We start from the raw sequence: 22451 nt of genomic DNA, 5'->3' as shown, positions 1-22451 counted from the left end.
AAGGGGGAGGAGAGGGAAAACCGCGGCAACGACCGGGGTGAAAACGCCCCCCCCCGCGGGTGTGGAGAGCAAAACACCGGCGCCGGGTTCTCCGGGCGGGGAACCCCCGGGCCTCGGTGCGTCCGGATGCCGGGGCCCTCAGGCCTCCACGGCGCCGAGCTGTCCCATCAGGCCCAGAAGGTCGTACTGCCACCAGCCCTCGACCATCTTCCCGTCGTCCCGGAAGCGGTGGATGACCGTGCCGGTCATCTCGACCTCCATGCCGGTGGGCTGGAGGCCCATGAAGTCGCCGGTGTGACTGCCGCGCCAGGTCCACCGGGTGCACACCCGGTCACCCTCGGCGATCTGGTCGTCGATGGTGAAGGTGAAGTCGAAACCACCGCGCCACATCTCGACCTCGCGCCGGACCGCGTCCATCCCGATCACGTCCTGCTCGTTGGTCGGGTCGTGGTCGTGGTAGCCCTCGGCGAGCACCTCGTCGAGCAGCGCCAGCTCCGGCTCGTCCGCGAGCATCTCGAGCAGCCGCCGGGCGTTGGCCTTGTACAGCGCCTCGTCCCGCACCACGTCCAGGTCGGTGAAGGTCGGCATCTCGTCGCAGAGGGCCACCATCTCCCGGAAGATCCTGTCGGTCTCCGGGAGCTGCGAGTTGCGCATGGCCACGTCGTACGAGGGGAATTCGACGATCTCCACGACGTGGGAGGCGTCGGAGCGGTCCTTGCCCACGATGCTGTGGGTGGCGGTGCGCTTGCCCTTGGTCTGTTCGACCCACCGGTCCATGAGGCGGTTCAGGTCGTCTACCCGACTGGTCTTGCAGTCGATGATTTGCACGAAGCTCATGGCGCCTCCCGGAGCCATCCCCCGCACCCGCTGGGACCCCTCCAGTCTAGGTCCGAATGGCCGCGGCGACCGGGTCGGGCGGACTGGTCGGGCGGACCGGCCGGGCGGGCCGGTCAGGCGGACCGGGTCAGGTCCGCGGCGTGGACCTCCTCCGCGAACGGCTCGCCCCGGCCGTACCGTGCCACCTCCTCCACGGCCTGGTCCGCCATCCGGTGCAGCTCGTTGCCGAGCGAGCCGGCGACGTGCGGGGTGAGCAGGACGTTGGGGAGGCTGTAGAGCGGGGAGTCGGGTGCGGGGAGTTCGGGGTCGGTGACGTCGAGGACCGCGTGCAGACGGCCGCTCAGCAGGTGGGGCAGCAGGGCGTCCTCGTCGACGAGGGAGCCGCGGGCGGTGTTGATCAGCGTCGCGCCGTCCGGCATGGCGGCGAGCTGGCGGGCGCCGATCATGCGGTACGTGGACGGGAGTTGGGGCGCGTGCACGGAGACGACCGTCGCGCGGGCGCACAGCTCGTCGAGGCCCACGAGTTCCGTGCCGGGCGGCGCGGTCGTCACGTACGGGTCGTGGAGGAGCACGTCGAGGTCGAAGGGGCGGAGCAGTTCGAGGACCCGGCGGCCGATGCGGGAGGCGCCGACGATGCCGACGGTCCTGCGGTAGTTGCCCCAGGAGCCGGACTCGGCGAGCCAGGCCTGGTCGGTGCGGAGTTCGGCGTACCGCTGGGCGGAACGCAGCACCCGTTTCCCGGCGAAGAGGATCGCGGCGAGGGTGTATTCGGCGACGGGCAGGGCGTTGGCGGCGGCGGCCGAGGTGACCCGGATGCCGCGCTCCCAGCAGGCGTCGGTGATGTGGTGCTTGACCGAACCGGCCGCGTGGACGACCGCCTTGAGGCGCGGGGCGCGGGCCAGCACCTCGGGAGTGAGCGGGGTGGCGCCCCAGCAGGTGAGGAGCAGTTCGGCCTCGGCGAGGGCGGCGGCGACGGCCGGGTCCGGTGCGGTCAGGTCGTGGGCGACGAGGTGCGGGTCGGTGCGGGTCAGGGCGGCCAGGCGGGCGCGGTGGGCCTCGGTGAGGAGGCGTCCGGCCACGCCGGGGCCCATGGCGAGGAGGAGGGAGGGGCGGTTGTCAGTGGTGGGCTGCATCCTGGGACCTGTGTTCCTCACTTGACGCTGCCGGCGGTCAGGCCCGCCTTCCAGTGGCGCTGGAGGGAGACGAAGGCGACGACGAGCGGGACGACGGCGAGCAGGGATCCGGTGACGACGAGGGGGTAGAAGTCGGGTTCGGCGTGGGCGTTGCTGTTCCACGCGTAGAGGCCGAGGCTCAGCGGGAAGAGCTTCTGGTCCGAGAGCATCACCAGGGGGAGGAAGAAGTTGTTCCAGATCGCGGTGAACTGGAAGAGGAAGACGGTCACGAAGCCGGGCATGACCATGCGCAGCCCGATGGACCAGAAGGTGCGCAGTTCGCCGGCCCCGTCGATACGGGCGGCCTCCAGGGCTTCGTCGGGGATGTAGCCGGCGCTGAAGACCCGGGCGAGGTAGACGCCGAAGGGGTTGACGAGGACGGGGAGCAGCACCGCCGCGTAGGTGTTGACGATGCCCACCTCGCTGGCGAGCAGGTACATGGGCAGGGCGAGCGCGGTGGTGGGGACGAGCACGCCGAGGAGGACGACGCCGAACAGCTTCTCCTTGCCCCGGAAGGCGTACTTGTCGAAGGCGTAGCCGGCGGCGACGCTGATGAGCGAGCAGGCGAGGGCGCCGAGGCCCGCGTAGAGCAGGCTGTTGAGGTACCAGTGGAAGTAGATGCCGTCGTTGTACTCGGCGAGGCGGGAGAGGTTGCCGCCCAGGTCGAAGCCCTCGAAGGAGAAGGCGTTCCCGGCGAGGAGTCCGCCGGCGTCCTTGGTGGCGGCGGTGACCAGCCAGACCAGCGGGAAGAGCATGTAGACGACGGCGAGGGCGAGGGCGCCGTTGACGGCGGTCCTCGACAGCCAGACGGAGGGCGTGCGGGGCTTGCTCATGCCGTCTTCTCCTTGCGGCGGGTCCGGCGGGTCCGGCGGCCGGTCAGGCGGGTGACGGCGAAGGAGAGCAGCGCGGCCGTCAGGGCGAGCAGCACGGAGGCCGCCGCCGCCAGGCCGTAGTCGTTGCGGTCGAAGGCCGCCGTGTAGGCGTACATGTTGGGCGTCCAGGTGGAGGTGACGGCGGAGCCGGTGCCCTTGTCGAGGATGAGCGGTTCGGTGAACAGCTGGAGTGAGCCGATGACGGTGAAGAGGCCGACCATCACGAGCGAGGCGCGGATCAGCGGGACCTTGATGCTGAAGGCGACGCGCCAGGCGCCGGCGCCGTCGACGGTGGCGGCCTCCAGGACGGAGCGGTCGACGGCCTGGAGCGCCGCGTAGAAGATGACCATGTTGTAGCCGAGCCACTCCCACAGCGCGATGTTGACGACGGAGGGGAGGGAGCCTTCGGGGGAGAAGAAGTCGAAGCCGATGCCGCCGGCCTCCATGGCCTGGACGACCGGGCTGAGCTGGGGCGTGTAGAGGTAGACCCAGATCAGCGCGGCGATGATGCCGGGGACGGCGTGCGGCAGGAAGAGCGCGAGCTGGAAGAAGCGGCGGGCGCGGGCGAGTGCGGAGTCGAGCAGCAGGGCGAGGCCGAGGGCCCCGGCGAGCAGCAGCGGGATGTAGAACAGGCAGTATCCGAGCAGCACGCCGAAGCCCTCGCGGAAGGCCCGGTCACCCAGCGCGGCGGTGTAGTTGTCGAGTCCGCTGAAGACGGTCTCGGCCCCGCCGAAGCCGAGCCCCGACTGCTTCTCGGTGAAGAGGCTGAGCCAGACCGCGTAGCCGATCGGCACCACCATCACCGCGGTGAAGAGCAGGAAGAACGGGGTCAGCAGGGTCGCCGCCGCGCGGGTGCGGGCCTTCACCGGGTCAGCCCTCGACCTTCAGTCCGCGCTTGGTGAGCTCGGCGACGGTGGCGTCGTGGCCGGCCTTCACGGCGTCGGTGATGGTCGGGCCGCCCTTGCCGAGCTTGCCGAACTGGTCCTTGATGGTGGTGTTGGTGGTGCCGGTGGTCGGTCCCCAGGCCCAGTTGTCGTCGATGGAGGCGCCGGCCTCCTCGAAGAGGGCGTAGATGTCCTGGCCGCCGTAGTAGCTCGCGTCGAAGACGGACTTGGCGACCGGGCGCAGGGCGGTGGCGGCGGGGAAGGCGCTGGAGGTGCCGGAGGCGATGCGGGCCTTCACGCCGGCCTCGGTGGTGGACATCCACTCGGCGAACTCGACCGCCGCGGCCTTCTTCGTGCTGTCCTTGGTGACGGCGAAGGAGGTGCCGCCGAGCATGCCGCTGGCGGGACTGCCCCAGTTCGGCATGGGGGCGACGGCCCACTTGCCGCTCTGCTCGGGCAGGGTGCCCTTGAGGACGCCCGCGCCCCAGGACGCGCCGAGGTAGCCGATGGTGGTGCCGTTCTTGAGGGAGCCGGTCCATTCGGGGGTGAAGGAGGCGTCCTTGTGGACGAGGTCGGCGTCGAGGAGGCCCTGCCAGTAGGCGGCGACCTTGGTGGTGGCCGGGTCGGTCGTGTTGATCTTCCAGGTGTCGTTCTCGGCCTTGAACCACTGGGCGCCGGCCTGCCAGGCCATGGCCTCGAAGGTGGTCGGGTCGTCGGGGAAGAAGGTCGCGATCCTGGCCTTGGCGTCGGCCTTCTTCACCTTCTCCGCGGCGGACTTGAACTCGTCCCAGGTCCTGGGCACGGCGACCTGGTACTTCGCGAAGAGGTCCTTGCGGTAGTAGAAGGCCTGGGGGGCGGCGTCGAAGGGGACCGCCCAGCTCTTGCCGCCGAGGGTGGTGAGCTCCACGGCCTGCGGGAGCAGCTTGGCCCGGTCCTGCTCGGTGAACTCGCCGCCGATGTCCTGGAGGGCGCCGGAGGAGACGAACTCGGGGAGCGAGGCGTACTCGATGGAGACGAGGTCGGGGGCGTTCCCCGCCTTCACGGCGTTGGAGATCTTGGCGTAGCCGCCGGCGGTGCCGGAGGGGATCTCCTCGAACTTCACCTGGATGTTCTTGTGCGAGGCGTTGAACGCGTCGACCACGTCCTTGGAGCCCTTGGCCCAGCCCCAGAAGGTGATGGTGACGGGCCCGTCCGCGCTGCCCCCGGCGGTGTCACCACCGCCGCCGCAGGCCGTGAGGACGGCCAGGGCGGTGGCGGCGCCGGCTATGACGCGGGTGGTTCTGCTCCGACTGTTCCAAGTACGACTCACGGCACGGCTCCTGACACGGCGGCGTGGACGGGGTTGGCCGTGATCCTGGGACGGTTCGTGAGCGAAGTCAAGAGCGAAAGATTGATTGATCGAAAAAAGATCAGACTGCGGTCGTTCGGGACGCCCCGCAGGAGGCCCGCACCCGCAGCCGCGGCAGCAGGCTCAGATGCCGCCGCACCGCCTCGTCCTCGTCGCCTCCGCCGGCCCCCGCGACCAGCCGCTCCACCAGCAGCTCCGTGGCGTGCCTGCCCACCTGTCGCTTGGGCGGGGCGACCGCCGTGAGCGGGATGTCGGCGAGCGCGGCGACCTCGTCGTCGTACGCGATCAGCGCCAGGTCCTCCGGCACCCGCACGCCGAGTTCGGCGAGCCGCTGCACCATCTGGATCGCGTCCACGTCGTTGTGCACGAGCGCCGCGCTCGCGCGCCCCGACGCCACCGCCTCGTGCAGCGCCCGCACCGCCCGTTCGAAGCCCTCCGGGTCGGTCTCCGCCGGGACGGAGTCGATCACCGCGCGCGGCGCCTCCAGGCCGAGCGCGGCGAGCGCCTCGGCGTATCCGGCGCGCACCGCGAGCGCCGTCGGGCTGTCGCCCCGGGCCACCAGGAGCGGGGTCGCGTGGCCGAGTTCCAGCAGGTGGCGCAGGGCGAGCAGCACGCCGTGGGCGTGGTCGGACGACACCCGGTCCAGGCCGTCGAGCGGCGTGCCGGGCGCGGCCCGGCGCTCCAGGAGCACGGCCGGCACCGGCAGTTCGGCCGGCCAGTCGCCGTAGGCGAGCCGGTCCTCCGGGCCCCGCCAGCCGGGCGCGACGAGCAGCCCCTCGGCGCCCGCCGCGAGCAGGCCCTCGGCGCGCGCCCGGTCCTCCTCCGGCCGGTAGTCGGAGATCCGCAGGATGAGCCGGGCGCCGGCCCGGGCGGCGGCCTCGTGGGCGCCCCGGATGACCTCGGCGAAGTAGTAGGTGGCGGAGGGCGCGAGCAGGCCGAGGACCAGGCCGCTCCCGCCGCCGGCGAGGCCGCTCGGCGCGCCTTGGGCGCGGGGCCAGGAGACCTGGCCGTGCACCCGGTCGAGCAGGCCCCTGGCGGCCAGTGCCTCGACGTCGCGGCGGGCGGTGACGGGGGAGACCCCGAGCAGTCCGGCCAGGTCGGAGACCCGGGCCGTGCCGCGCTCGCGCACCAGGGCCAGCAGTCGGTCGTGTCGTTCGGCAGCACTCTCGCGCACGGCGTGATCCCCTCGGTTCCCCTGGCGGTGGTGGTCGTTCCCGACCTTAGAGCAGATCAGGTCGAGATGATCGAACGGAAGGAATTTCGATCATTCGCTCTATCGACCCGTGACGCCCGATCGAAGCGTCTCCAGGATTCTCCTACGCGGGGACCGGCGAGGACGCCCGCGAGGCGCCTACGCGGACCCGGGCGCGGACCCGGGCGCGGACCCGCCCCGGCCCCCGCCCCGGGGGCCGGTCAGGGAGGCGATCAGGGCGGAGACGGCGAGGGTCGCCATCAGGCTTCCCACCATGACCATGCCCACGCCGATCATGTAAAGGCCGCTGGCGTCGTCCGACCAGTCGACGTAGGCGGCGACGGTGAGTCCGGCCGTGGTGCCGAGCGCGCCGGCGACGACATGGCGCCGGGACGCCGTCCAGTACACCGGCACCAGCAGGGTCAGCACGAGCCCGACGACCTGCCACGCCTCGTACGGGCCGCTCACCGAGCCGTCCGGGTGCACGTCACGCACCTGGTCCCAGCCGAGCCACGCGGCCCAGGCCGCGGCCGCCGCGAGAGCCGTCAGGAAGGGAGCGAGTTTCAGCAGCTTCTGGTCCATGGCCCGAGCGTCCCCGGCCGCCCGCCCGCCGGGCAGCGCGCGGGTACTCAACTCCCCCTGAGTACCCGCCCGTCCGGGCCCACGCGTTCCTCTTCCTCTTCGGCTACGGGCCTACTGCGGCCCGTACTTGCGCCCGGCCTTCGAGGACACCCCGCCGAGCAGACCGCGCGGGGCCAGCTTCACCACGCCCATCAGCGCCTTGTAGCGGGGATCGGGAATGGACAGCGTCCTGCCCCGCGACAGGTCGGTCAGCGCCGCCGCCACCAGCTTGTCCGCGTCCAGCCACATCCAGCCCGGGATGTTGTCCGTCCCCATCCCCGCCCGCTGGTGGAACTCCGTCCGTACGAAGCCGGGGCACAGCGCCATCAGGCGCACCCCGCTGCCCGCCAGGTCCCGCGCCGCGCCCTGGGTGAACTGCACGACCCACGACTTCGAGGCCCCGTAGGTGCCGCGCGGCACGAACGCGGCGACCGAGGCGACGTTCACGATCCCGCCCCGGCCCCGCGAGCGCATCGAGGCGGCCGCCGCGGACGTCAGCCGCAGCACCGCCTCGCAGTGCACCTTGAGCATGGTCAGCTCGTCGGCCATGGACACCTCGAGGAACCGGCCCTTGTTGCCGAACCCCGCGTTGTTCACGAGGAGGTCGACCGGCCGCTTGGCGTCGGACAGCCGTGCCTCCACGGCGGCGATCCCGTCCTCCTCGGACAGGTCCGCCGCCAGCACCTCCGCCTCGATCCCGTGCCGGTCGTGCAGCTCGGTCGCCTGTTCCCGCAGTCGCTTCACGTCGCGCGCCACGAGCACCACGTCGTGTCCGTCGGCGGCGAGCCGTCGCGCGAAGGCGGCGCCGATGCCGGCCGTCGCCCCCGTAATCAGTGCAGTCGTCATACGCGGCACGTTAGCCCGCGGTGTGTGAACGCCGTGTGTGGGAACCGTCCCGGATGGCGGACGTCAGCCGCTCACCTGCCGGTCGCCGTACTTCTCCGCGTACGTACGGGCGAGTTGGAGCAGCCCCGACTCCATCCACTCGGCCGCCGCCAGCATCTCGGGCAGCAGCGAGCGGTCGGCCGTCGCGGCGTGGTGCAGCCGTGCCACGGTGACGCCGTGGCCGGGGCGGTGCACGATCTCCACCCGGTCGCCGGCCTGGACCTCGCCCGGGACGATCACCCGGAGCAGCGCGCCGGGACCGGCCGCCGACTGGTTGAAGCGGCGGACCCAGCCGCCCTCCTCGACGAATCCTGCGAAGGTGCGGCACGGGATGCGGCCGCCGGTCACCTCCAGGACCACCTCGTCGCCGATCCGCCAGCGCTCGCCGATCAGGGCGTTGTTGACGTCCACGCCCCGGGTGGTGAGGTTCTCGCCGAAGGACCCGGCGGCGAGCGGCCGGCCGAGCTCCCTCTCCCAGCCGTCGAGGTCCTCGCGCGCGAACGCGTACGCGGCCCGGTCCGCGCCGCCGTGGAAGCGCAGGTCGCAGACGGCGTCGCCGGCGAGACCGCTCGCCCCGCCGGGGCCCGGCGCCTCGACCCGTACGGGTCCGGCGACCGGGCGCTTGTCGATGCCGGTCATCCCGGAGGGGGCGTTCGTGTACTCCACGGCCTTGGCCCGACCGACGTTCACGCTCAGTAGTTCCATGGGGTGAACCCTAACGAGGGCTTCGGGTCCGCCTCGGGCGTCCTCAAAGTTGATCAGTGGAATTCGTCATCGATTCCAAGAATCACTTATGCTCGACCCATGATCGAGGCCCGCCACCTCCGCGTCCTGCGCGCCGTCGCCGCGACCGGCTCGTTCTCCGCCGCCGCCCGCGAACTCGGCTGCACCCAGCCCGCGGTGAGCCAGCAGATGAAAGCGCTCGAATCCTCCGCCGGCACGCCCCTGCTGGTGCGCACCGGGCGCGAGATGCGGCTCACCCAGGCCGGCGAGGCCCTGGTCCGGCACGCGTCCGGCATCCTGGCCGGACTCACCGCCGCCGAGGAGGAGGTCGCCGCGATCGCGGGCCTGCGGGCCGGCCGGGTCCGCCTGGTCTCGTTCCCCAGCGGCAGCTCCACCCTGGTCCCCACCGCCCTCGCCGCCCTGCGCGCCGCCCACCCCGGCACCCGGGTCTCCCTGGTCGAGGCCGAGCCGCCGCGTTCGGTGGAGATGCTGCGCGAGGGCGACTGCGACGTGGCCCTCGCCTTCCGCTACGGGGCCGGCCCGGACTCCTGGGACGACCTGGTCGTCCGCCCGCTCCTCGCCGACCGGCTCGTCGGCCTGGTGCCCGAGGGGCACCGGCTCGCCGGTGCCGGGTCGGTCGCGATCGGGGAGCTCGCCGAGGACCCCTGGATCGCCGGCTGCCCGCGCTGCCGCCGCCAGTTGGTCGACGTCTGCGAGACGGCGGGCTTCACGCCCCGGATCGACTTCGCCACCGACGACTACCCGGCCGTGGTGGGTCTGGTGAGCGCCGGCCTGGGCGTGGCGGTGCTCCCGGAGCTGGCGATCGAGTCCGTACGGCCGAGGGGAGCGGTCGCCGTGACGGTCGAACCGGCCGTGGAGCGGGAGATCGTGGCGCTGACCCTTCCGGACCTGGCACAGGTCCCGGCGGTCGCGGCCACCCTCGACGAGCTCACCCGCGCCGCGGCCCGCACCGGCCGCGCCCCGGAGCCCGCCGGACCCTGACTCCACTCGGGTGACGCGGGCCCGCGTCCGTACGGGTGGTCCCGCCCGCGTCCGTACGGGTGGAGGCCCCGCTCCACCGGCCGAGCGCCGACGGCCGCCCGGCCGCGCGCCCCCCGGCCGTCGGGGTGACCCGCCCTCGGCCGTTCGCGTGAGGGCGGCACGGCCGTCGGAGTGACCGGCCCTCGTCCGTCCGTACGACGACCCGGGCGCGGGTGAGGCCGTACGGGTGGGCCGGGGTCGGGCCGTACGGGTGTCGCGCAGGTGGTCAGGTCAGGCTCACCGCGCCGCGCGCCCCCGGGCCGCGTGCGGTGCGGCGCTCCGGGCCGGCTGCGGCAGGGTCCGGGCCGGCGGCCCGGTGTGGCACCCCGTCAAACCTCTGCGCAGAAACGTTCCTTCATGCGTGTGTCGCGCCGGCCGAGCTCGCTGTCGACGCCCGTGCCGCGGCGGCCGTCGCCGTCGGGGGACCGGCCGCCGTCGAGACCAGGCGGTTGCGCGCCCGGCCCATGAGCTCCTCGCGTTCGTCCTCGGTGAGGCCGCCCCAGACGCCGTAGGGCTCCCGTACGGCGAGCGCGTGTGCCGCGCACTCCGCGCGTACCGGGCACCGCATGCAGACCTCTTTCGCCGAGTTCTCGCGCGCACTCCGTGCCGCGCCGCGCTCTCCCTCGGGGTGGAAGAACAGAGAGCTGTCGACCCCTCGGCAGGCCGCGAGGAGCTGCCAGTCCCACAGATCGGCGTTGGGTCCGGGAAGGCGGGAGAAATCTGCCATTGCGCTTGTCCCCTTGAAACCGTGTCGAACGGATAGGTGGGCGGGTGTATGGCTGATCGAACGGGGGTCCTTCGCCCCCCGTGGGGTCTCGGGTACCCGCTCTCGCGGGTTCGATCCGACCGTACAACTACTGACTGAGTAGATGTAAATATGACTCATTGCGAATCTAGCCACAGACACCGCGAAAAGGGAAGAAAACCCGCTAAATGGGGCATAGCTTCGGGTGAAGGACGGATGACCTGCGACGCTCTCCTCCGCGTACGGTCCCTCACGTAGAGTGCCGAAGGCGGCCGTCCGACCCGTAACTCTTTCGAGTGACCATCGTTGAGAGTGCGGAGGCGGTTGAAGGAACAAGCGCTCGGGCAGGTGTCCGAGGGCGTCAACCGCACAGGTGACGATTCGTACCAGCCCTGGAGGCTCAAGGTGACGCGCTTCAGCCGCGAGAGTTGCGGAGGTCAGGCATGACATCCGTCCTCGTCTGCGACGACTCCCCGCTTGCCCGAGAGGCGCTGCGCCGCGCGGTCGCGACCGTGCCCGGCGTCGAGCGCGTGACCACCGCGGCCAACGGCGAGGAAGTCCTCCGCCGCTGGGGCGCGGACCGCTCGGACCTGATCCTGATGGACGTACGCATGCCCGGTCTGGGCGGCGTGGAGACCGTCCGCCGGCTGCTGTCCGCCGACCCCGGCGCCCGCATCATCATGCTCACCGTCGCCGAGGACCTGGACGGCGTCGCACTCGCCGTCGCCGCCGGTGCCCGTGGCTATTTGCACAAGGACGCCTCGCGCGCCGAGCTGCGGGCCACCGTCACCCAGGCGCTCGCCGACCCGACCTGGCGGCTCGCCCCGCGCCGGCTGCGCTCGGCCGAGATGGGCGCCGCGCCGACCCTCACCGCCCGTGAGATCCAGGTCCTGGAGGGCATGAGCCACGGCCGGTCCAACGCGGAGATCGGACGCGAGCTCTTCCTCTCCGAGGACACCGTCAAGACCCACGCCCGGCGCCTCTTCAAGAAGCTGGGCGCCTCCGACCGGGCGCACGCCGTCGCGCTCGGGTTCCGCTGGGGCCTGGTCCGCTGACCCCCGGCCGCCGGCCGTACCCCCGTCCGCCGCGGGGCGGACGGGGTGGGCTTGTGTCACTTCCCCGCGGAATGCCGCATCCTTGAAGACGTGGAGTTCCTCGGGGACGAGACGAACGAGTCGGACGAGCCGGCGGAGATCGAGCGGAAGGGGAGGGCGCAGGAGATGAGTCCCGGCGCACCTGCTCATAACGCTTCGGTGCACAACTACGGACGCGGTGCCGCGAACGAGCGGGCGCCGAGGCACCATGGAGCGATGCGCGACGACGAGACCGTGGGGTCACCCGTGCCGGCCGGGCAGGGGGAGATCGGAGCACTCGTGCACCGTGCCGTCGAGGGGGACGAGCAGGCCACGCACGACCTCCTCGCGCGCGTGCATCCGCTCGCCCTGCGCTACTGCCGTACCCGGCTGAACCGGCTGCCCGGTGACGCCCGTCACTTCGTGGAGGACCTCGCCCAGGAGGTCTGCGTGGCCGTCCTCATGGCACTGCCGCGCTACAAGGACACGGGCAGGCCCTTCGAGGCCTTCGTCTTCGCCATCGCCGGGCACAAGGTCGCCGACCTCCAGCGGGCCGCCATGCGGCACCCCGGTTCGACGGCCGTCCCCTCCGACGAGATGCCCGAGCGGCCCGACGACTCCCTCGGCCCCGAGGAGCGCGCGCTGCTCAGCGACGACGCCGAATGGGCCAAGAAGCTGCTCGCCAACCTCCCGGAGAACCAGCGCGAGCTCCTCGTCCTGCGCGTGGCCGTCGGTCTGACCGCCGAGGAGACCGGGCAGATGCTCGGCATGTCCCCGGGCGCCGTGCGGGTGGCCCAGCACCGGGCACTCAGCCGGCTGCGGGCCCTGGCCGAGCAGTAAGGGGCACCGTCCGCCGGTGTCCCTCACGTACACGTAGGAACCTCCAAAGCTGCTCGCTGATCTTGCTCGTGGAATGAGACACCGCCGCGGGCCGTTAGCATGGACATCCGCACCGATCAAGGCCATTGGGGAAGGTGTCATGACCAACGTCGACGGAGTGCCCGAGAAATTCGCGACACTCGGGCTGACCTACGACGATGTGCTGTTGCTGCCGGGTGCATCCGAGGTGCTCCCCAACGCGGTCGACACCTCGTCCCGCATCTCCCGCAACGTCCGGGTCAACATCCCGCTGCTCTCGGCGGCGATGGACAAGGTGACCGAGTCCCGCATGGCGATCGCGATGGCCCGTCTGGGCGGCGTCGGCGTGCTGCACCGGAACCTCTCGATCGAGGACCAGGTCAACCAGGTCGACCTCGTCAAGCGCTCCGAGTCCGGCATGGTCACCGACCCGATCACCGTGCACCCGGAGGCGACGCTCGCCGAGGCGGACGCGCTGTGCGCCAAGTTCCGCATCAGCGGTGTCCCCGTCACCAGCCCGGACGGCAAGCTCCTCGGCATCGTGACCAACCGCGACATGGCCTTCGAGAGCGACCGCAGCCGCCAGGTCCGCGAGGTCATGACGCCGATGCCGCTGGTCACCGGCAAGGTCGGCATCTCCGGCGTCGACGCCATGGAGCTGCTGCGCCGGCACAAGATCGAGAAGCTGCCCCTGGTCGACGACCAGGGCGTGCTCAAGGGCCTCATCACCGTCAAGGACTTCGTCAAGGCGGAGAAGTACCCGAACGCGGCGAAGGACGCCGAGGGCCGCCTGCTCGTCGGCGCCGCCGTGGGCGCCAGCCCGGAGTCCCTGGAGCGCGCCCAGGCGCTCGCCGGGGCCGGTGTGGACTTCCTGGTCGTCGACACCTCGCACGGTCACAACAGCAACGCCCTGAGCTGGATGGCGAAGATCAAGTCGAGCGTCGACGTCGACGTGATCGGCGGCAACGTCGCCACGCGTGACGGCGCCCAGGCGATGATCGACGCCGGTGTCGACGGCATCAAGGTCGGCGTGGGCCCCGGCTCGATCTGCACCACCCGTGTGGTCGCCGGCATCGGCGTCCCGCAGGTCAGCGCCATTTACGAGGCCTCCCTCGCGGCGCGGCCCGCCGGCATCCCGCTGATCGGCGACGGTGGCCTGCAGTACTCCGGCGACATCGGCAAGGCGCTGGCCGCCGGCGCCGACACCGTGATGCTCGGCAGCCTCCTCGCGGGCTGCGAGGAGTCGCCCGGCGAGCTGCTCTTCATCAACGGCAAGCAGTTCAAGTCGTACCGCGGCATGGGCTCGCTCGGCGCCATGCAGTCCCGCGGCCAGGGCCGGTCGTACTCGAAGGACCGCTACTTCCAGGCGGACGTCGCCTCCGACGACAAGCTCGTGCCCGAGGGCATCGAGGGCCAGGTGCCCTACCGCGGCCCGCTGGCCAACGTGCTGCACCAGCTCGTCGGCGGCCTGCGCCAGACGATGGGCTACGTGGGCGCGGCCACCGTCGAGGAGATGGAGTCCAAGGGCCGCTTCGTCCGGATCACGGCGGCGGGCCTCAAGGAGAGCCACCCGCACGACATTCAGATGACGGTCGAGGCACCGAACTACAGCCGGAAGTAGCTTCCGGTCACACAGCGCGACCCGAAGGGGCGGTTCCGGCATGTGGCCGGAGCCGCCCCTTCGGCGTCCGTCGGGGATACTGGTAGGCGCAGACACAGAGGGAAAGGCCACACAACGTGACTGAGATCGAGATCGGGCGCGGCAAGCGCGGCCGCAGGGCGTACGCGTTCGACGACATCGCCGTCGTACCGAGCCGGCGCACCCGGGACCCGAAGGAGGTCTCGATCGCCTGGCAGATCGACGCCTACCGCTTCGAGCTGCCGTTCCTGGCCGCCCCCATGGACTCCGTCGTCTCGCCGCAGACCGCCATCCGCATCGGCGAGCTGGGCGGCCTCGGCGTGCTGAACCTCGAGGGCCTGTGGACCCGCTACGAGGACCCGCAGCCGCTGCTCGACGAGATCGCCGAGCTCGACGAGGCCACCGCGACCCGCCGTCTGCAGGAGATCTACGCCGCTCCGATCAAGGAGGAGCTGATCGGGCAGCGCATCAAGGAGGTGCGCGACTCGGGTGTGGTCACCGCTGCCGCGCTCTCCCCGCAGCGCACCGCGCAGTTCTCCAAGGCCGTCGTCGACGCCGGCGTGGACATCTTCGTCATCCGCGGCACGACCGTCTCCGCCGAGCACGTCTCCGGCGCCGCCGAGCCGCTGAACCTCAAGCAGTTCATCTACGAGCTCGACGTGCCGGTGATCGTCGGCGGCTGCGCCACGTACACCGCCGCCCTCCACCTGATGCGCACCGGCGCCGCGGGCGTCCTGGTCGGCTTCGGCGGCGGCGCCGCGCACACCACGCGCAACGTGCTCGGCATCCAGGTCCCGATGGCGACCGCCGTCGCCGACGTGGCCGCGGCCCGCCGCGACTACATGGACGAGTCCGGCGGCCGCTACGTGCACGTGATCGCCGACGGCGGCGTGGGCTGGTCCGGCGACCTGCCGAAGGCCATCGCCTGCGGCGCGGACGCGGTCATGATGGGCTCTCCGCTGGCCCGTGCCACCGACGCGCCCGGCAAGGGCCACCACTGGGGCATGGAGGCCGTCCACGAGGACGTGCCGCGCGGCAAGCTGGTCGACCTCGGCATGGTCGGCACCACCGAGGAGATCCTCGCGGGTCCGTCGCACACCCCCGACGGCTCGATGAACTTCTTCGGTGCCCTGCGCCGCGCGATGGCCACCACGGGCTACAGCGAGCTGAAGGAGTTCCAGCGCGTCGAGGTCACGGTCGCCGACGCCGAGCACAAGCGCTGACCTGCCTCTTCCGTACGACGACGGGGGCCCCGCACCGGGTGGTGAGGGGCCCCCGTCGTCGTACGGTGCGCGCCTGCCGCGTGCCTGCCGCGCGCCGGCTCACAGCCGGTGCGCCGCGCCCGCCGGGGTCGCGCCGCGGGTGTCGAGGAGGAGCTGGGCCTTCACCGACAGGCCCTGGAGGTCGTAGGTGCGGTGGTGCTGGAGCAGGATCGTCAGGTCGGCGTGGGCGGCGGCCTCGTAGAGGGAGTCGGCGCGCGGGACGGGCAGGTCGCGCACGCGCCAGTCCGTGACGTACGGGTCGTGGAAGCTGACCGCCGCGCCGAGGTCCATGAGGCGGCGGGCGATCTCGTCGGCGGGCGCGCCCTGCCGGTCGGCGAGGTCCGGCTTGTAGGTGATCCCGAGCAGCAGGATCCGGGCGCCGCGCGCGGACTTGCCGTGCTCGTTGAGGAGCGTGGCGGAGCGCTGGACGACGTACTGGGGCATCCGCTCGTTGACCTGGCCGGCGAGTTCGACCAGGCGGAGGGGGCCGTGGCCGGGCAGGCGCTCGACGGGGACGCCGTGGCCGCCGACGCCGGGGCCGGGCCGGAAGGCCTGGAAGCCGAAGGGCTTGGTCTCGGCGCAGCGGATGACGTCCCAGAGGTCGACGCCGAGTTCGTGGCACAGCACCGCCATCTCGTTGACCAGGGCGATGTTGACGTGCCGGAAATTGGTCTCCAGGAGCTTGACCGTCTCGGCCTCGCGCGGTCCGCGCGCGCGGACCACCTTGTCGGTGAGCCGCCCGTAGAAGGCGGCGGCGGACTCGGTGCAGGCGGGCGTGAGGCCGCCGATCACCTTGGGCGCGGTGGCCAGCCCGCGCGTCCCGCCCTGGAGGCGGCTGCCGGGGTCGAGGCGGCCGGGGGAGTACGCGAGGTGGAAGTCGCGGCCGGCGCGCAGCCCGGAGCCCGCCTCCAGGAGTTCGCGCAGCGGGCCCTCGGTGGTGCCGGGCGGCACGGGGGATTCCAGAAGGACGGTGGTGTGGGGGCGCAGCCGGGCGGCGAGGGCGCGAGCGGCGTCGGTCACGGCGGTCAGGTCGAGGGTGCCGTCGGGTGCCGGCGGGGTGGGTGCGCAGATGACGGCGGTGCGGACGCGCCCGAGTTCGGCCGGGTCGGTCGCGGGCCGGAAGCCCGAGGAGACCATCCGGCGGATCTCGGCGGCGGTGAGGGAGCCGTCGACGGGGGGACGTCCGGCGGCGAGTTCGGCGAGGGCGCGGGGGTCGGTGTCGTAGCCGACGGTGGCGACGCCGGCCGCGGTGGCTGCCTGGGCGAGGGGGAGTCCGTGGTGGCCGAGGCCGATGACGGCGAGATCAGCGGGCATGGGGGGTGGGCCGTCCTTCCCAGTAGCCGGAGGGGACGTGGTGCGCAAGCCCTGTGGACCGACAGAGACCGACGCAATGTCAGACTAAGAGTAAATATGACCGTTATGCGGGATTGTGGGCCCGAAGGTCGCCGAGTGTTATCCACAGGGTGGGGCGGGGGCGGTGGCTGAAGTCGGAGCGCCGGGACAGAATCGAGTCTGTGAGCCGGACCACACGGGCCCGGTTCGCGTGCTGGACAGTCGGGGGACGACGGGAGGCAGCAACCGTGAGGACAGCGACACTGGGACCCGCCGGGCGCGCCGAAGCGCTCGCGGCGATGGCCGAGCACGAACTGGACGTCCTGGTGGTGGGCGCCGGCGTCGTCGGCGCGGGCACCGCCCTCGACGCCGTCACCAGAGGCCTCTCCACCGGACTCGTCGAGGCCCGCGACTGGGCCTCCGGCACGTCCAGCCGGTCGAGCAAGCTGATCCACGGCGGCCTGCGCTATCTGGAGATGCTCGACTTCGCCCTCGTCCGCGAGGCCCTGAAGGAGCGCGGCCTGCTCCTGGAGCGCCTCGCGCCCCACCTCGTCAAACCCGTCCCGTTCCTCTACCCGTTGCAGCACAAGGGCTGGGAGCGGCTGTACGCGGGCTCGGGCGTCGCGCTGTACGACGCGATGTCGGTCTCCTCCGGACACGGCCGCGGCCTGCCCGTCCACCGCCACCTCAGCCGCCGTCACGCTCTGCGCGTCGCCCCCTGCCTGCGCAAGGACGCCCTCGTCGGTGCCCTGCAGTACTACGACGCCCAGATGGACGACGCCCGCTTCGTCACCACCCTCGTCCGCACCGCCGCGAGTTACGGGGCGCGGGTCGCCAGCCGGGCCCGGGTCGTCGGCTTCCTGCGCGAGGGCGAGCGCGTGGTCGGCGCCCGCGTCCGGGACGTCGAGACCGGCGGCGAGTACGAGGTCAGGGCCCGTCAGATCGTCAACGCCACCGGGGTGTGGACCGACGACACCCAGGCACTCATCGGCGAGCGCGGCCAGTTCCACGTCCGCGCCTCCAAGGGCATCCACCTCGTCGTGCCCAAGGACCGCATCCACTCGACCACCGGCCTCATCCTGCGCACCGAGAAGTCCGTGTTGTTCGTCATCCCCTGGGGCCGCCACTGGATCATCGGCACCACCGACACCGACTGGGACCTCGACAAGGCCCATCCGGCCGCCTCCAGCGCCGACATCGACTACCTGCTGGAACACGTCAACAGCGTGCTCTCCACCCCGCTCACCCGCGACGACGTCCAGGGCGTCTACGCGGGCCTGCGGCCCCTGCTGGCGGGCGAGTCCGACGCCACCAGCAAGCTCTCCCGCGAGCACACCGTCGCCCACCCGGTGCCGGGTCTGGTCGTCGTCGCCGGCGGCAAGTACACGACCTACCGCGTCATGGCCAAGGACGCCGTGGACGAGGCGGTCCACGCGCTCGACAGACGCGTCGCCGCCTGCGTCACCGAGGACACACCGCTGCTCGGCGCCGAGGGCTACCGGGCGCTGTGGAACGCCCGCGCCGGAATCGCCGCCCGCACCGGACTCCACGTGGCCCGCGTCGAGCATCTGCTCAACCGCTACGGCTCCCTGACGGAGGAGATCCTCGACCTCGTCGCCGCCGACCCGTCCCTCGGCAGACCCCTGCCCGCCGCCGAGGACTACCTGAAGGCCGAGATCGTCTACGCCGCCTCGCACGAGGGCGCCCGCCATCTCGACGACGTCCTCACCCGGCGCACCCGGATCTCCATCGAGACCTTCGACCGGGGCACCCTGAGCGCTCGCGAATGCGCCGGACTCATGGCACCCGTCCTCGGCTGGGACGCCCGGCAGATCGACAAGGAGGTCGAGCACTACGAGAAAAGGGTCGAGGCGGAACGCGAGTCGCAGCGTCAGCCGGACGACCTGACGGCGGACGCGGCACGGCTCGGCGCGCCTGACATCGTGCCGATCTGACCCGATCAGGGCACCTCTGGGAGGTGTCCGACGTTCTCGGAGTGCGGACCCGGGGGAGTCAGCGGTCCCGGAGTGAGGGACAATGAGCTCTCTTCCAGGGCGGGTTGCCGCATCGAGCGGGAGCGCCGGACGCGGGCGAGAAACAGGGATCGCAGAGGGGACGCATGTCGGAGGCGGAGCAGTCGCGGGACTCGGGGCAGGACCCCCGGCGGGACTCCGCCGCGGGCGCCGCCACCGACGGCGACCGGGGTGCGGTTCCGGCCGCGCGCAAGGCGGAGCGGGACAAGGACGCGACGGCGTCGAAGGACGGGAAGACGCCCGAGGAGTCGAAGGACACGAAGGCGTCCGGGCGGCCGGAGGACGTGAAGGCGTCCCGGCGGCCGGAGGACGTCAAGGCGTCCCGGCGGCCGGAGGACGTCAAGGCGTCCGGGCAGCCTGAGGGCGTGAAGGCGTCCGGGCAGTCGAAGGCTCGCACGGCCGGTGACGGGTCGTCGGCCGGGGAGCCGGAGGACAACCGGCCCGCGGACACGCCCACCAGCGTGATCGGCACCCGGCAGGCGGCGCGGGACCCGAGGGGCGCGGCCGTGGCCTCCGGTGAGCCGGGCGGCAAGGCCGGCACCACCGGCGCGGCCACGCCCGCGAAGGCCCCGGTCGGCCTGACGAAGGGCGGCGGATCCACCGCCGGTGCCGCGGCCGACGGACCCGAGCGCGCCAAGGGCCCCGCGCCCGCCAAGGCGCCGGTCGGACCGGCGAAGAGCAGCAGGTCCACCGACGGGGCCGCTCCGGCGGCCGGGTTCGGGGCCGACGCCACCGGAACGGGCGGGCGGAACGGCCGCACTGACACGTCGTCCGCCGAAGGACGGCTGCTGGCCGGGCGCTACCGGCTCGGCGCGGTCCTCGGCCGCGGCGGCATGGGCACGGTCTGGCGCGCGGTCGACGAGACCCTCGGCCGGACCGTCGCGGTCAAGGAGCTCCGCTTCCCCAACAGCATCGACGAGGACGAGAAGCGACGCCTCATCACCCGGACCCTGCGCGAGGCCAAGGCCATCGCCCGGATCCGCAACAACGGCGCCGTGACCGTCTACGACGTCGTCGACGAGGACGACCGCCCGTGGATCGTCATGGAGCTCATCGAGGGCAAGTCCCTCGCCGACGCCGTGCGCGAGGACGGCACGCTCACCCCGCGGCGCGCCGCCGAGGTCGGCCTCGCCATCCTCGACGTGCTGCGCTCCGCACACCGCGAGGGCATCCTGCACCGCGACGTGAAGCCGTCCAACGTGCTGATCGCCGAGGACGGCCGGGCCGTCCTCACCGACTTCGGCATCGCCCAGGTCGAGGGCGACCCCTCGATCACCTCCACGGGCATGCTCGTCGGCGCGCCCTCGTACATCTCGCCCGAGCGGGCCCGTGGCCACAAGCCCGGTCCCGCCGCCGACCTCTGGTCGCTCGGCGGACTCCTCTACGCCGCCGTCGAGGGCTGCCCGCCCTACGACAAGGGCTCCGCCATCGCCACGCTCACCGCCGTGATGACCGAGCCCGTGGACCCGCCGAAGAACGCGGGCCCCGAGCTGGAGAAGGTCATCTACGGCCTGCTCGCCAAGGACCCCGCCCAGCGCCTCGACGACGCGGGCGCCCGGGCCCTGCTGCGCGCCGTGCTCGACGCGCCCGAGGCACCGCCGAAGCCCTCGCCCGAGGCGACCCGCGTCGTGCCGCTGCCCCCGCTTCCCGAGCGCTCGCCGGCCGCCTCCGGCGACCCGGCCAAGCCCGCCGACGTGGCGGCCGAGCGGATGCGCGGCGCCCTGAAGTCCGTGCGGAACGCCGCAGCCGCGGCCAGGACCGAGCCCAGGCGTCCGGCCACCGGAGCCGGCGCACCGGACCGGCCGGCCACGGCCAAGGCCTCGCTGACCGACGTCGTCCCGCGCCGCACCCTGGTCATCATCGCCGCGGTCGTGCTCGTCGCACTGCTCGGCACGATCCTGTACGTCGCCCTCGGCGGCGGCCAGGAAGGCGCCGACCAGGGCAAGGGCGGGAACACCGCCGGCACCACCGCCTCCGCCGGCAGCTCCTCGGGCGGCGCCGACGGCCAGAACACCGACAAGTCGCCGAGCGACCCGGCCCAGCAGGGCAGCGGCGGCAAGCCCGCGGCCAACGGCGGCCAGACCGGCACCACGCCGTCCGGGACGTCCGGCGGCGGCCAGGACGGCGGTGACGGCGGCGCCGGGGCCAAGCTCCCGCCGGGCTACGTGATGGTGACCAACGACCGGTTCCACTTCTCGATGGCGATGCCGGGCTCCTTCCGGATGACCGACATAGCGGGCCGGAACTCCGGCGGCATCTTCAACGCCGCCAAGGGCTCGTTCCCGCGCGTCCAGGTCGACTACAACGACAGCCCGAAGGACGACGCGGCCGCCGCCTGGAGCGCCGCGCTGGCCGGGGTCGCCGCCTCCAGCAACGGCTACAAGCACATCGGGATCAGCCCGGTCTCGTACAAGGGCTACCCGACCGTCGCCGACTGGGAGTTCGAGCGCAACCAGGGCGGTCAGCGGATCCGGATACTCAACCGCGGCTTCAAGGTCGACGCCGACCACGGCTACTCGATCATGATCAGCTGCCGTGCCGACGCGTGGGACGCGGCGGAGTGCAAGACGCTGCGGGAGACCGCGTTCGCCACGTTCAGCCCCAAGGACTGACGGGCGGCACGTATCGTGAGAGGCCCCGCCCGACACCGTGAGGGCGGGGCACGGGGGACGGCAGGCGCGTGAGGAGGCGTCGTGGACGACTACGCCGGAAGGGTGCTCGCGGACCGCTACCGCCTGCCCCTGCCGCCGCCCGACGCGTACGAACTCGTCGAGACGCGCGCCTTCGACACCTACAGCGGCCAGGAAGTCCGCATCCGGCAGGTGCCGCTGCCCGAGGTCGTCGACGCCGAACTCCTCGACGACCAGCCCTACGCGGACCAGGGCCGCGCGACCCGCCGGCCGGCCGATCCGACGGTCCGCCGTGCCGTGGAGGCGGCCCAGGCCGCCGCCCGGATCCCCGACCACCCGCGCCTCGACCAGGTCTTCGACGTGTTCGCGGAGGCCGGATCGCTGTGGATAGTGAGCGAGTTCGTCGCCGCCACGCCGCTCTCCGAGCTGCTCGTCGACGGCCCGCTCACCCCCTACCGGGCCGCCGAGATGGGCGCCGACCTGCTCACCGCCCTGCGCGCCCTGCACGCGCACGGCTGGACCCACCGCAACGTCACCGCACGCACCGTCCTCGTCTGCGACGACGGACGGGTCGTCCTCACCGGTCTGGCGGCGGGCGCCGCCGAGGAGGCCCTCTGCGGCTACGCGCCGGTCCCGGAAGCCGACGAGTTCCCGTACGCCGCCGGGCCGCAGGGGCCGGAGCCGTACGAGAGACCGGACGTCCACGAGGCCGAGACGTACGAGGCGTACGAGGACGACGGTGAGTACGGGGAGTACCAGGAATACCAGGGGCGCCAGGAGCACGGGGAGTACGGCGCATACGGAACGTACGGCGAGTACGGATCCGGCGACGAGGGCGACGAGGGTGGCGACGGGCACGACGGCCACGAGGGGCGCGGCCGTTCCCTGACGGGTGGTCACGAGCCGGGCCCCCGGGGCGCACTGCCGCGGGCTCGTGGAGCGGAGCCGTATCCCGACGAGACGTACCTGGAGGAGACGGCCGACGACGAGGCCTACCTCGACGGCCGGTACGCCGACGGCCAGGAGCCCGACGAGGACGGTGGCCACTACGAGGACGGCGGCCGGTTCGAGGACGGTGGCCACTACGAGGACGGCGGCCGGTACGAGGACGGCGGCCACTACGAGGACGGTCCTGGCGAGGACGGCACCGGCACGCCCGGCATCACCGGGTACGGCCCGCACGGCGGCACGCCGTACGGGCCCGGGCGCGCGGGGCGGCCCGAGCTGTCCGCCGCGCCCGTCGTGCCCGTGCCCGCCGTGCCGCCCGCCGCGGACCCGCGCGCGGCCCGGGCCGGGGCCATCGC

At 72.5% G+C, this 22451-nt stretch carries 19 protein-coding genes; 8 read left to right on the top strand and 11 right to left on the bottom strand.

The window, feature by feature from the left end; genetic code table 11:
* Window positions 1-138 precede the first annotated feature (138 nt).
* The 9 genes from ACFWJO_RS07990 to ACFWJO_RS07950 all read right to left on the bottom strand — a co-directional run bounded on the left by ACFWJO_RS07990 (window position 139) and on the right by ACFWJO_RS07950 (window position 8516).
* Window positions 139-837, bottom strand: coding sequence for an ester cyclase (locus ACFWJO_RS07990; protein WP_386863947.1), 699 nt, complete (start codon window positions 835-837; stop codon window positions 139-141).
* A 113-nt stretch (window positions 838-950) separates the two neighbouring features.
* Window positions 951-1970 carry a hydroxyacid dehydrogenase gene (locus ACFWJO_RS07985; protein WP_386863946.1) on the bottom strand — a complete coding sequence of 340 codons (1020 nt, stop codon included), beginning with the start codon at window positions 1968-1970 and terminating at the stop codon, window positions 951-953.
* A gap of 17 nt (window positions 1971-1987) precedes the next feature.
* On the bottom strand, window positions 1988-2842 hold the full coding sequence (locus tag ACFWJO_RS07980) for a carbohydrate ABC transporter permease (protein ID WP_386863945.1): 855 nt from the start codon (window positions 2840-2842) through the stop codon (window positions 1988-1990).
* Window positions 2839-3747: a carbohydrate ABC transporter permease gene (locus ACFWJO_RS07975; protein WP_386863944.1), complete on the bottom strand. Its 909-nt coding sequence runs from the start codon at window positions 3745-3747 to the stop codon at window positions 2839-2841. The genes ACFWJO_RS07980 and ACFWJO_RS07975 overlap by 4 nt, the downstream gene beginning before the upstream one ends.
* Before the next feature lie 4 nt (window positions 3748-3751).
* Entirely contained in the window at window positions 3752-5074 is a 1323-nt protein-coding gene (locus ACFWJO_RS07970) for an ABC transporter substrate-binding protein (RefSeq protein WP_386863943.1), read from the bottom strand.
* Window positions 5075-5174: 100 nt separating this feature from the next.
* Window positions 5175-6287, bottom strand: coding sequence for a substrate-binding domain-containing protein (locus ACFWJO_RS07965; RefSeq protein WP_386863942.1), 1113 nt, complete (start codon window positions 6285-6287; stop codon window positions 5175-5177).
* Window positions 6288-6464: 177 nt separating this feature from the next.
* Window positions 6465-6887: a hypothetical protein gene (locus ACFWJO_RS07960; RefSeq protein ID WP_386863941.1), complete on the bottom strand. Its 423-nt coding sequence runs from the start codon at window positions 6885-6887 to the stop codon at window positions 6465-6467.
* 111 nt (window positions 6888-6998) lie between these two features.
* Entirely contained in the window at window positions 6999-7772 is a 774-nt protein-coding gene (locus tag ACFWJO_RS07955) for an SDR family NAD(P)-dependent oxidoreductase (RefSeq protein WP_385695722.1), read from the bottom strand.
* 63 nt (window positions 7773-7835) lie between these two features.
* Window positions 7836-8516 carry an MOSC domain-containing protein gene (locus tag ACFWJO_RS07950; protein ID WP_386863940.1) on the bottom strand — a complete coding sequence of 227 codons (681 nt, stop codon included), beginning with the start codon at window positions 8514-8516 and terminating at the stop codon, window positions 7836-7838.
* A gap of 99 nt (window positions 8517-8615) precedes the next feature.
* Between ACFWJO_RS07950 and ACFWJO_RS07945 the strand changes: the two genes are divergently transcribed.
* On the top strand, window positions 8616-9536 hold the full coding sequence (locus ACFWJO_RS07945; RefSeq protein ID WP_386863939.1) for a LysR family transcriptional regulator: 921 nt from the start codon (window positions 8616-8618) through the stop codon (window positions 9534-9536).
* 394 nt (window positions 9537-9930) lie between these two features.
* Here ACFWJO_RS07945 and ACFWJO_RS07940 read toward each other — a convergent pair whose 3' ends face one another.
* Complete coding sequence (locus ACFWJO_RS07940) at window positions 9931-10302, bottom strand: WhiB family transcriptional regulator (protein ID WP_386863938.1); 372 nt, start codon at window positions 10300-10302, stop codon at window positions 9931-9933.
* A gap of 461 nt (window positions 10303-10763) precedes the next feature.
* Here ACFWJO_RS07940 and ACFWJO_RS07935 point away from each other — a divergent pair, with 461 nt between their 5' ends.
* From ACFWJO_RS07935 to ACFWJO_RS07920, 4 genes are all read left to right on the top strand, one after another.
* Complete coding sequence (locus tag ACFWJO_RS07935) at window positions 10764-11375, top strand: response regulator transcription factor (RefSeq protein ID WP_003948568.1); 612 nt, start codon at window positions 10764-10766, stop codon at window positions 11373-11375.
* 255 nt (window positions 11376-11630) lie between these two features.
* Window positions 11631-12233 (top strand): sigma-70 family RNA polymerase sigma factor, encoded by a 603-nt coding sequence (locus tag ACFWJO_RS07930; protein ID WP_365337661.1) that lies wholly within the window; start codon window positions 11631-11633, stop codon window positions 12231-12233.
* Between the two features lie 139 nt (window positions 12234-12372).
* Window positions 12373-13872: an IMP dehydrogenase gene (gene guaB, locus ACFWJO_RS07925; RefSeq protein WP_384423134.1), complete on the top strand. Its 1500-nt coding sequence runs from the start codon at window positions 12373-12375 to the stop codon at window positions 13870-13872.
* A 116-nt stretch (window positions 13873-13988) separates the two neighbouring features.
* A complete protein-coding gene (locus ACFWJO_RS07920) occupies window positions 13989-15113 on the top strand; it encodes a GuaB3 family IMP dehydrogenase-related protein (RefSeq protein ID WP_384423136.1) in 1125 nt (374 codons plus the stop codon).
* A gap of 99 nt (window positions 15114-15212) precedes the next feature.
* On the opposite strand, the gene ACFWJO_RS07915 is transcribed toward ACFWJO_RS07920, so the two are convergent.
* Window positions 15213-16466: a nucleotide sugar dehydrogenase gene (locus ACFWJO_RS07915; protein ID WP_386863937.1), complete on the bottom strand. Its 1254-nt coding sequence runs from the start codon at window positions 16464-16466 to the stop codon at window positions 15213-15215.
* A 266-nt stretch (window positions 16467-16732) separates the two neighbouring features.
* On the opposite strand from ACFWJO_RS07915, the gene ACFWJO_RS07910 reads away from it, so the two are divergent.
* The 3 genes from ACFWJO_RS07910 to ACFWJO_RS07900 all read left to right on the top strand — a co-directional run.
* Window positions 16733-18439 carry a glycerol-3-phosphate dehydrogenase/oxidase gene (locus ACFWJO_RS07910; RefSeq protein ID WP_386863936.1) on the top strand — a complete coding sequence of 569 codons (1707 nt, stop codon included), beginning with the start codon at window positions 16733-16735 and terminating at the stop codon, window positions 18437-18439.
* 164 nt (window positions 18440-18603) lie between these two features.
* On the top strand, window positions 18604-21129 hold the full coding sequence (locus tag ACFWJO_RS07905) for a protein kinase (RefSeq protein ID WP_386863935.1): 2526 nt from the start codon (window positions 18604-18606) through the stop codon (window positions 21127-21129).
* 81 nt (window positions 21130-21210) lie between these two features.
* Window positions 21211-22451, top strand: a 1241-nt coding sequence (locus ACFWJO_RS07900) for a protein kinase (RefSeq protein ID WP_386863934.1), incomplete at its 3' end; no start/stop codon positions are given.

Source organism: Streptomyces sp. NPDC127092, from assembly GCF_042722475.1.
Lineage (GTDB): Bacteria > Actinomycetota > Actinomycetes > Streptomycetales > Streptomycetaceae > Streptomyces.
This window is presented reverse-complemented; position numbering and strand designations above follow the sequence as displayed.

Bases quoted from the DNA above. Each gene is read 5' to 3' on its own strand.
- ACFWJO_RS07990 (WP_386863947.1), bottom strand. From the start codon at position 837: ATGAGCTTCGTGCAAATCATCGACTGCAAGACCAGTCGGGTAGACGAC.
- ACFWJO_RS07985 (WP_386863946.1), bottom strand. From the start codon at position 1,970: ATGCAGCCCACCACTGACAACCGCCCCTCCCTCCTCCTCGCCATGGGC.
- ACFWJO_RS07980 (WP_386863945.1), bottom strand. From the start codon at position 2,842: ATGAGCAAGCCCCGCACGCCCTCCGTCTGGCTGTCGAGGACCGCCGTC.
- ACFWJO_RS07960 (WP_386863941.1), bottom strand. From the start codon at position 6,887: ATGGACCAGAAGCTGCTGAAACTCGCTCCCTTCCTGACGGCTCTCGCG.
- ACFWJO_RS07955 (WP_385695722.1), bottom strand. From the start codon at position 7,772: ATGACGACTGCACTGATTACGGGGGCGACGGCCGGCATCGGCGCCGCC.
- ACFWJO_RS07950 (WP_386863940.1), bottom strand. From the start codon at position 8,516: ATGGAACTACTGAGCGTGAACGTCGGTCGGGCCAAGGCCGTGGAGTAC.
- ACFWJO_RS07945 (WP_386863939.1), top strand. From the start codon at position 8,616: ATGATCGAGGCCCGCCACCTCCGCGTCCTGCGCGCCGTCGCCGCGACC.
- ACFWJO_RS07940 (WP_386863938.1), bottom strand. From the start codon at position 10,302: ATGGCAGATTTCTCCCGCCTTCCCGGACCCAACGCCGATCTGTGGGAC.
- ACFWJO_RS07935 (WP_003948568.1), top strand. From the start codon at position 10,764: ATGACATCCGTCCTCGTCTGCGACGACTCCCCGCTTGCCCGAGAGGCG.
- ACFWJO_RS07930 (WP_365337661.1), top strand. From the start codon at position 11,631: ATGCGCGACGACGAGACCGTGGGGTCACCCGTGCCGGCCGGGCAGGGG.
- guaB (WP_384423134.1), top strand. From the start codon at position 12,373: ATGACCAACGTCGACGGAGTGCCCGAGAAATTCGCGACACTCGGGCTG.
- ACFWJO_RS07915 (WP_386863937.1), bottom strand. From the start codon at position 16,466: ATGCCCGCTGATCTCGCCGTCATCGGCCTCGGCCACCACGGACTCCCC.
- ACFWJO_RS07905 (WP_386863935.1), top strand. From the start codon at position 18,604: ATGTCGGAGGCGGAGCAGTCGCGGGACTCGGGGCAGGACCCCCGGCGG.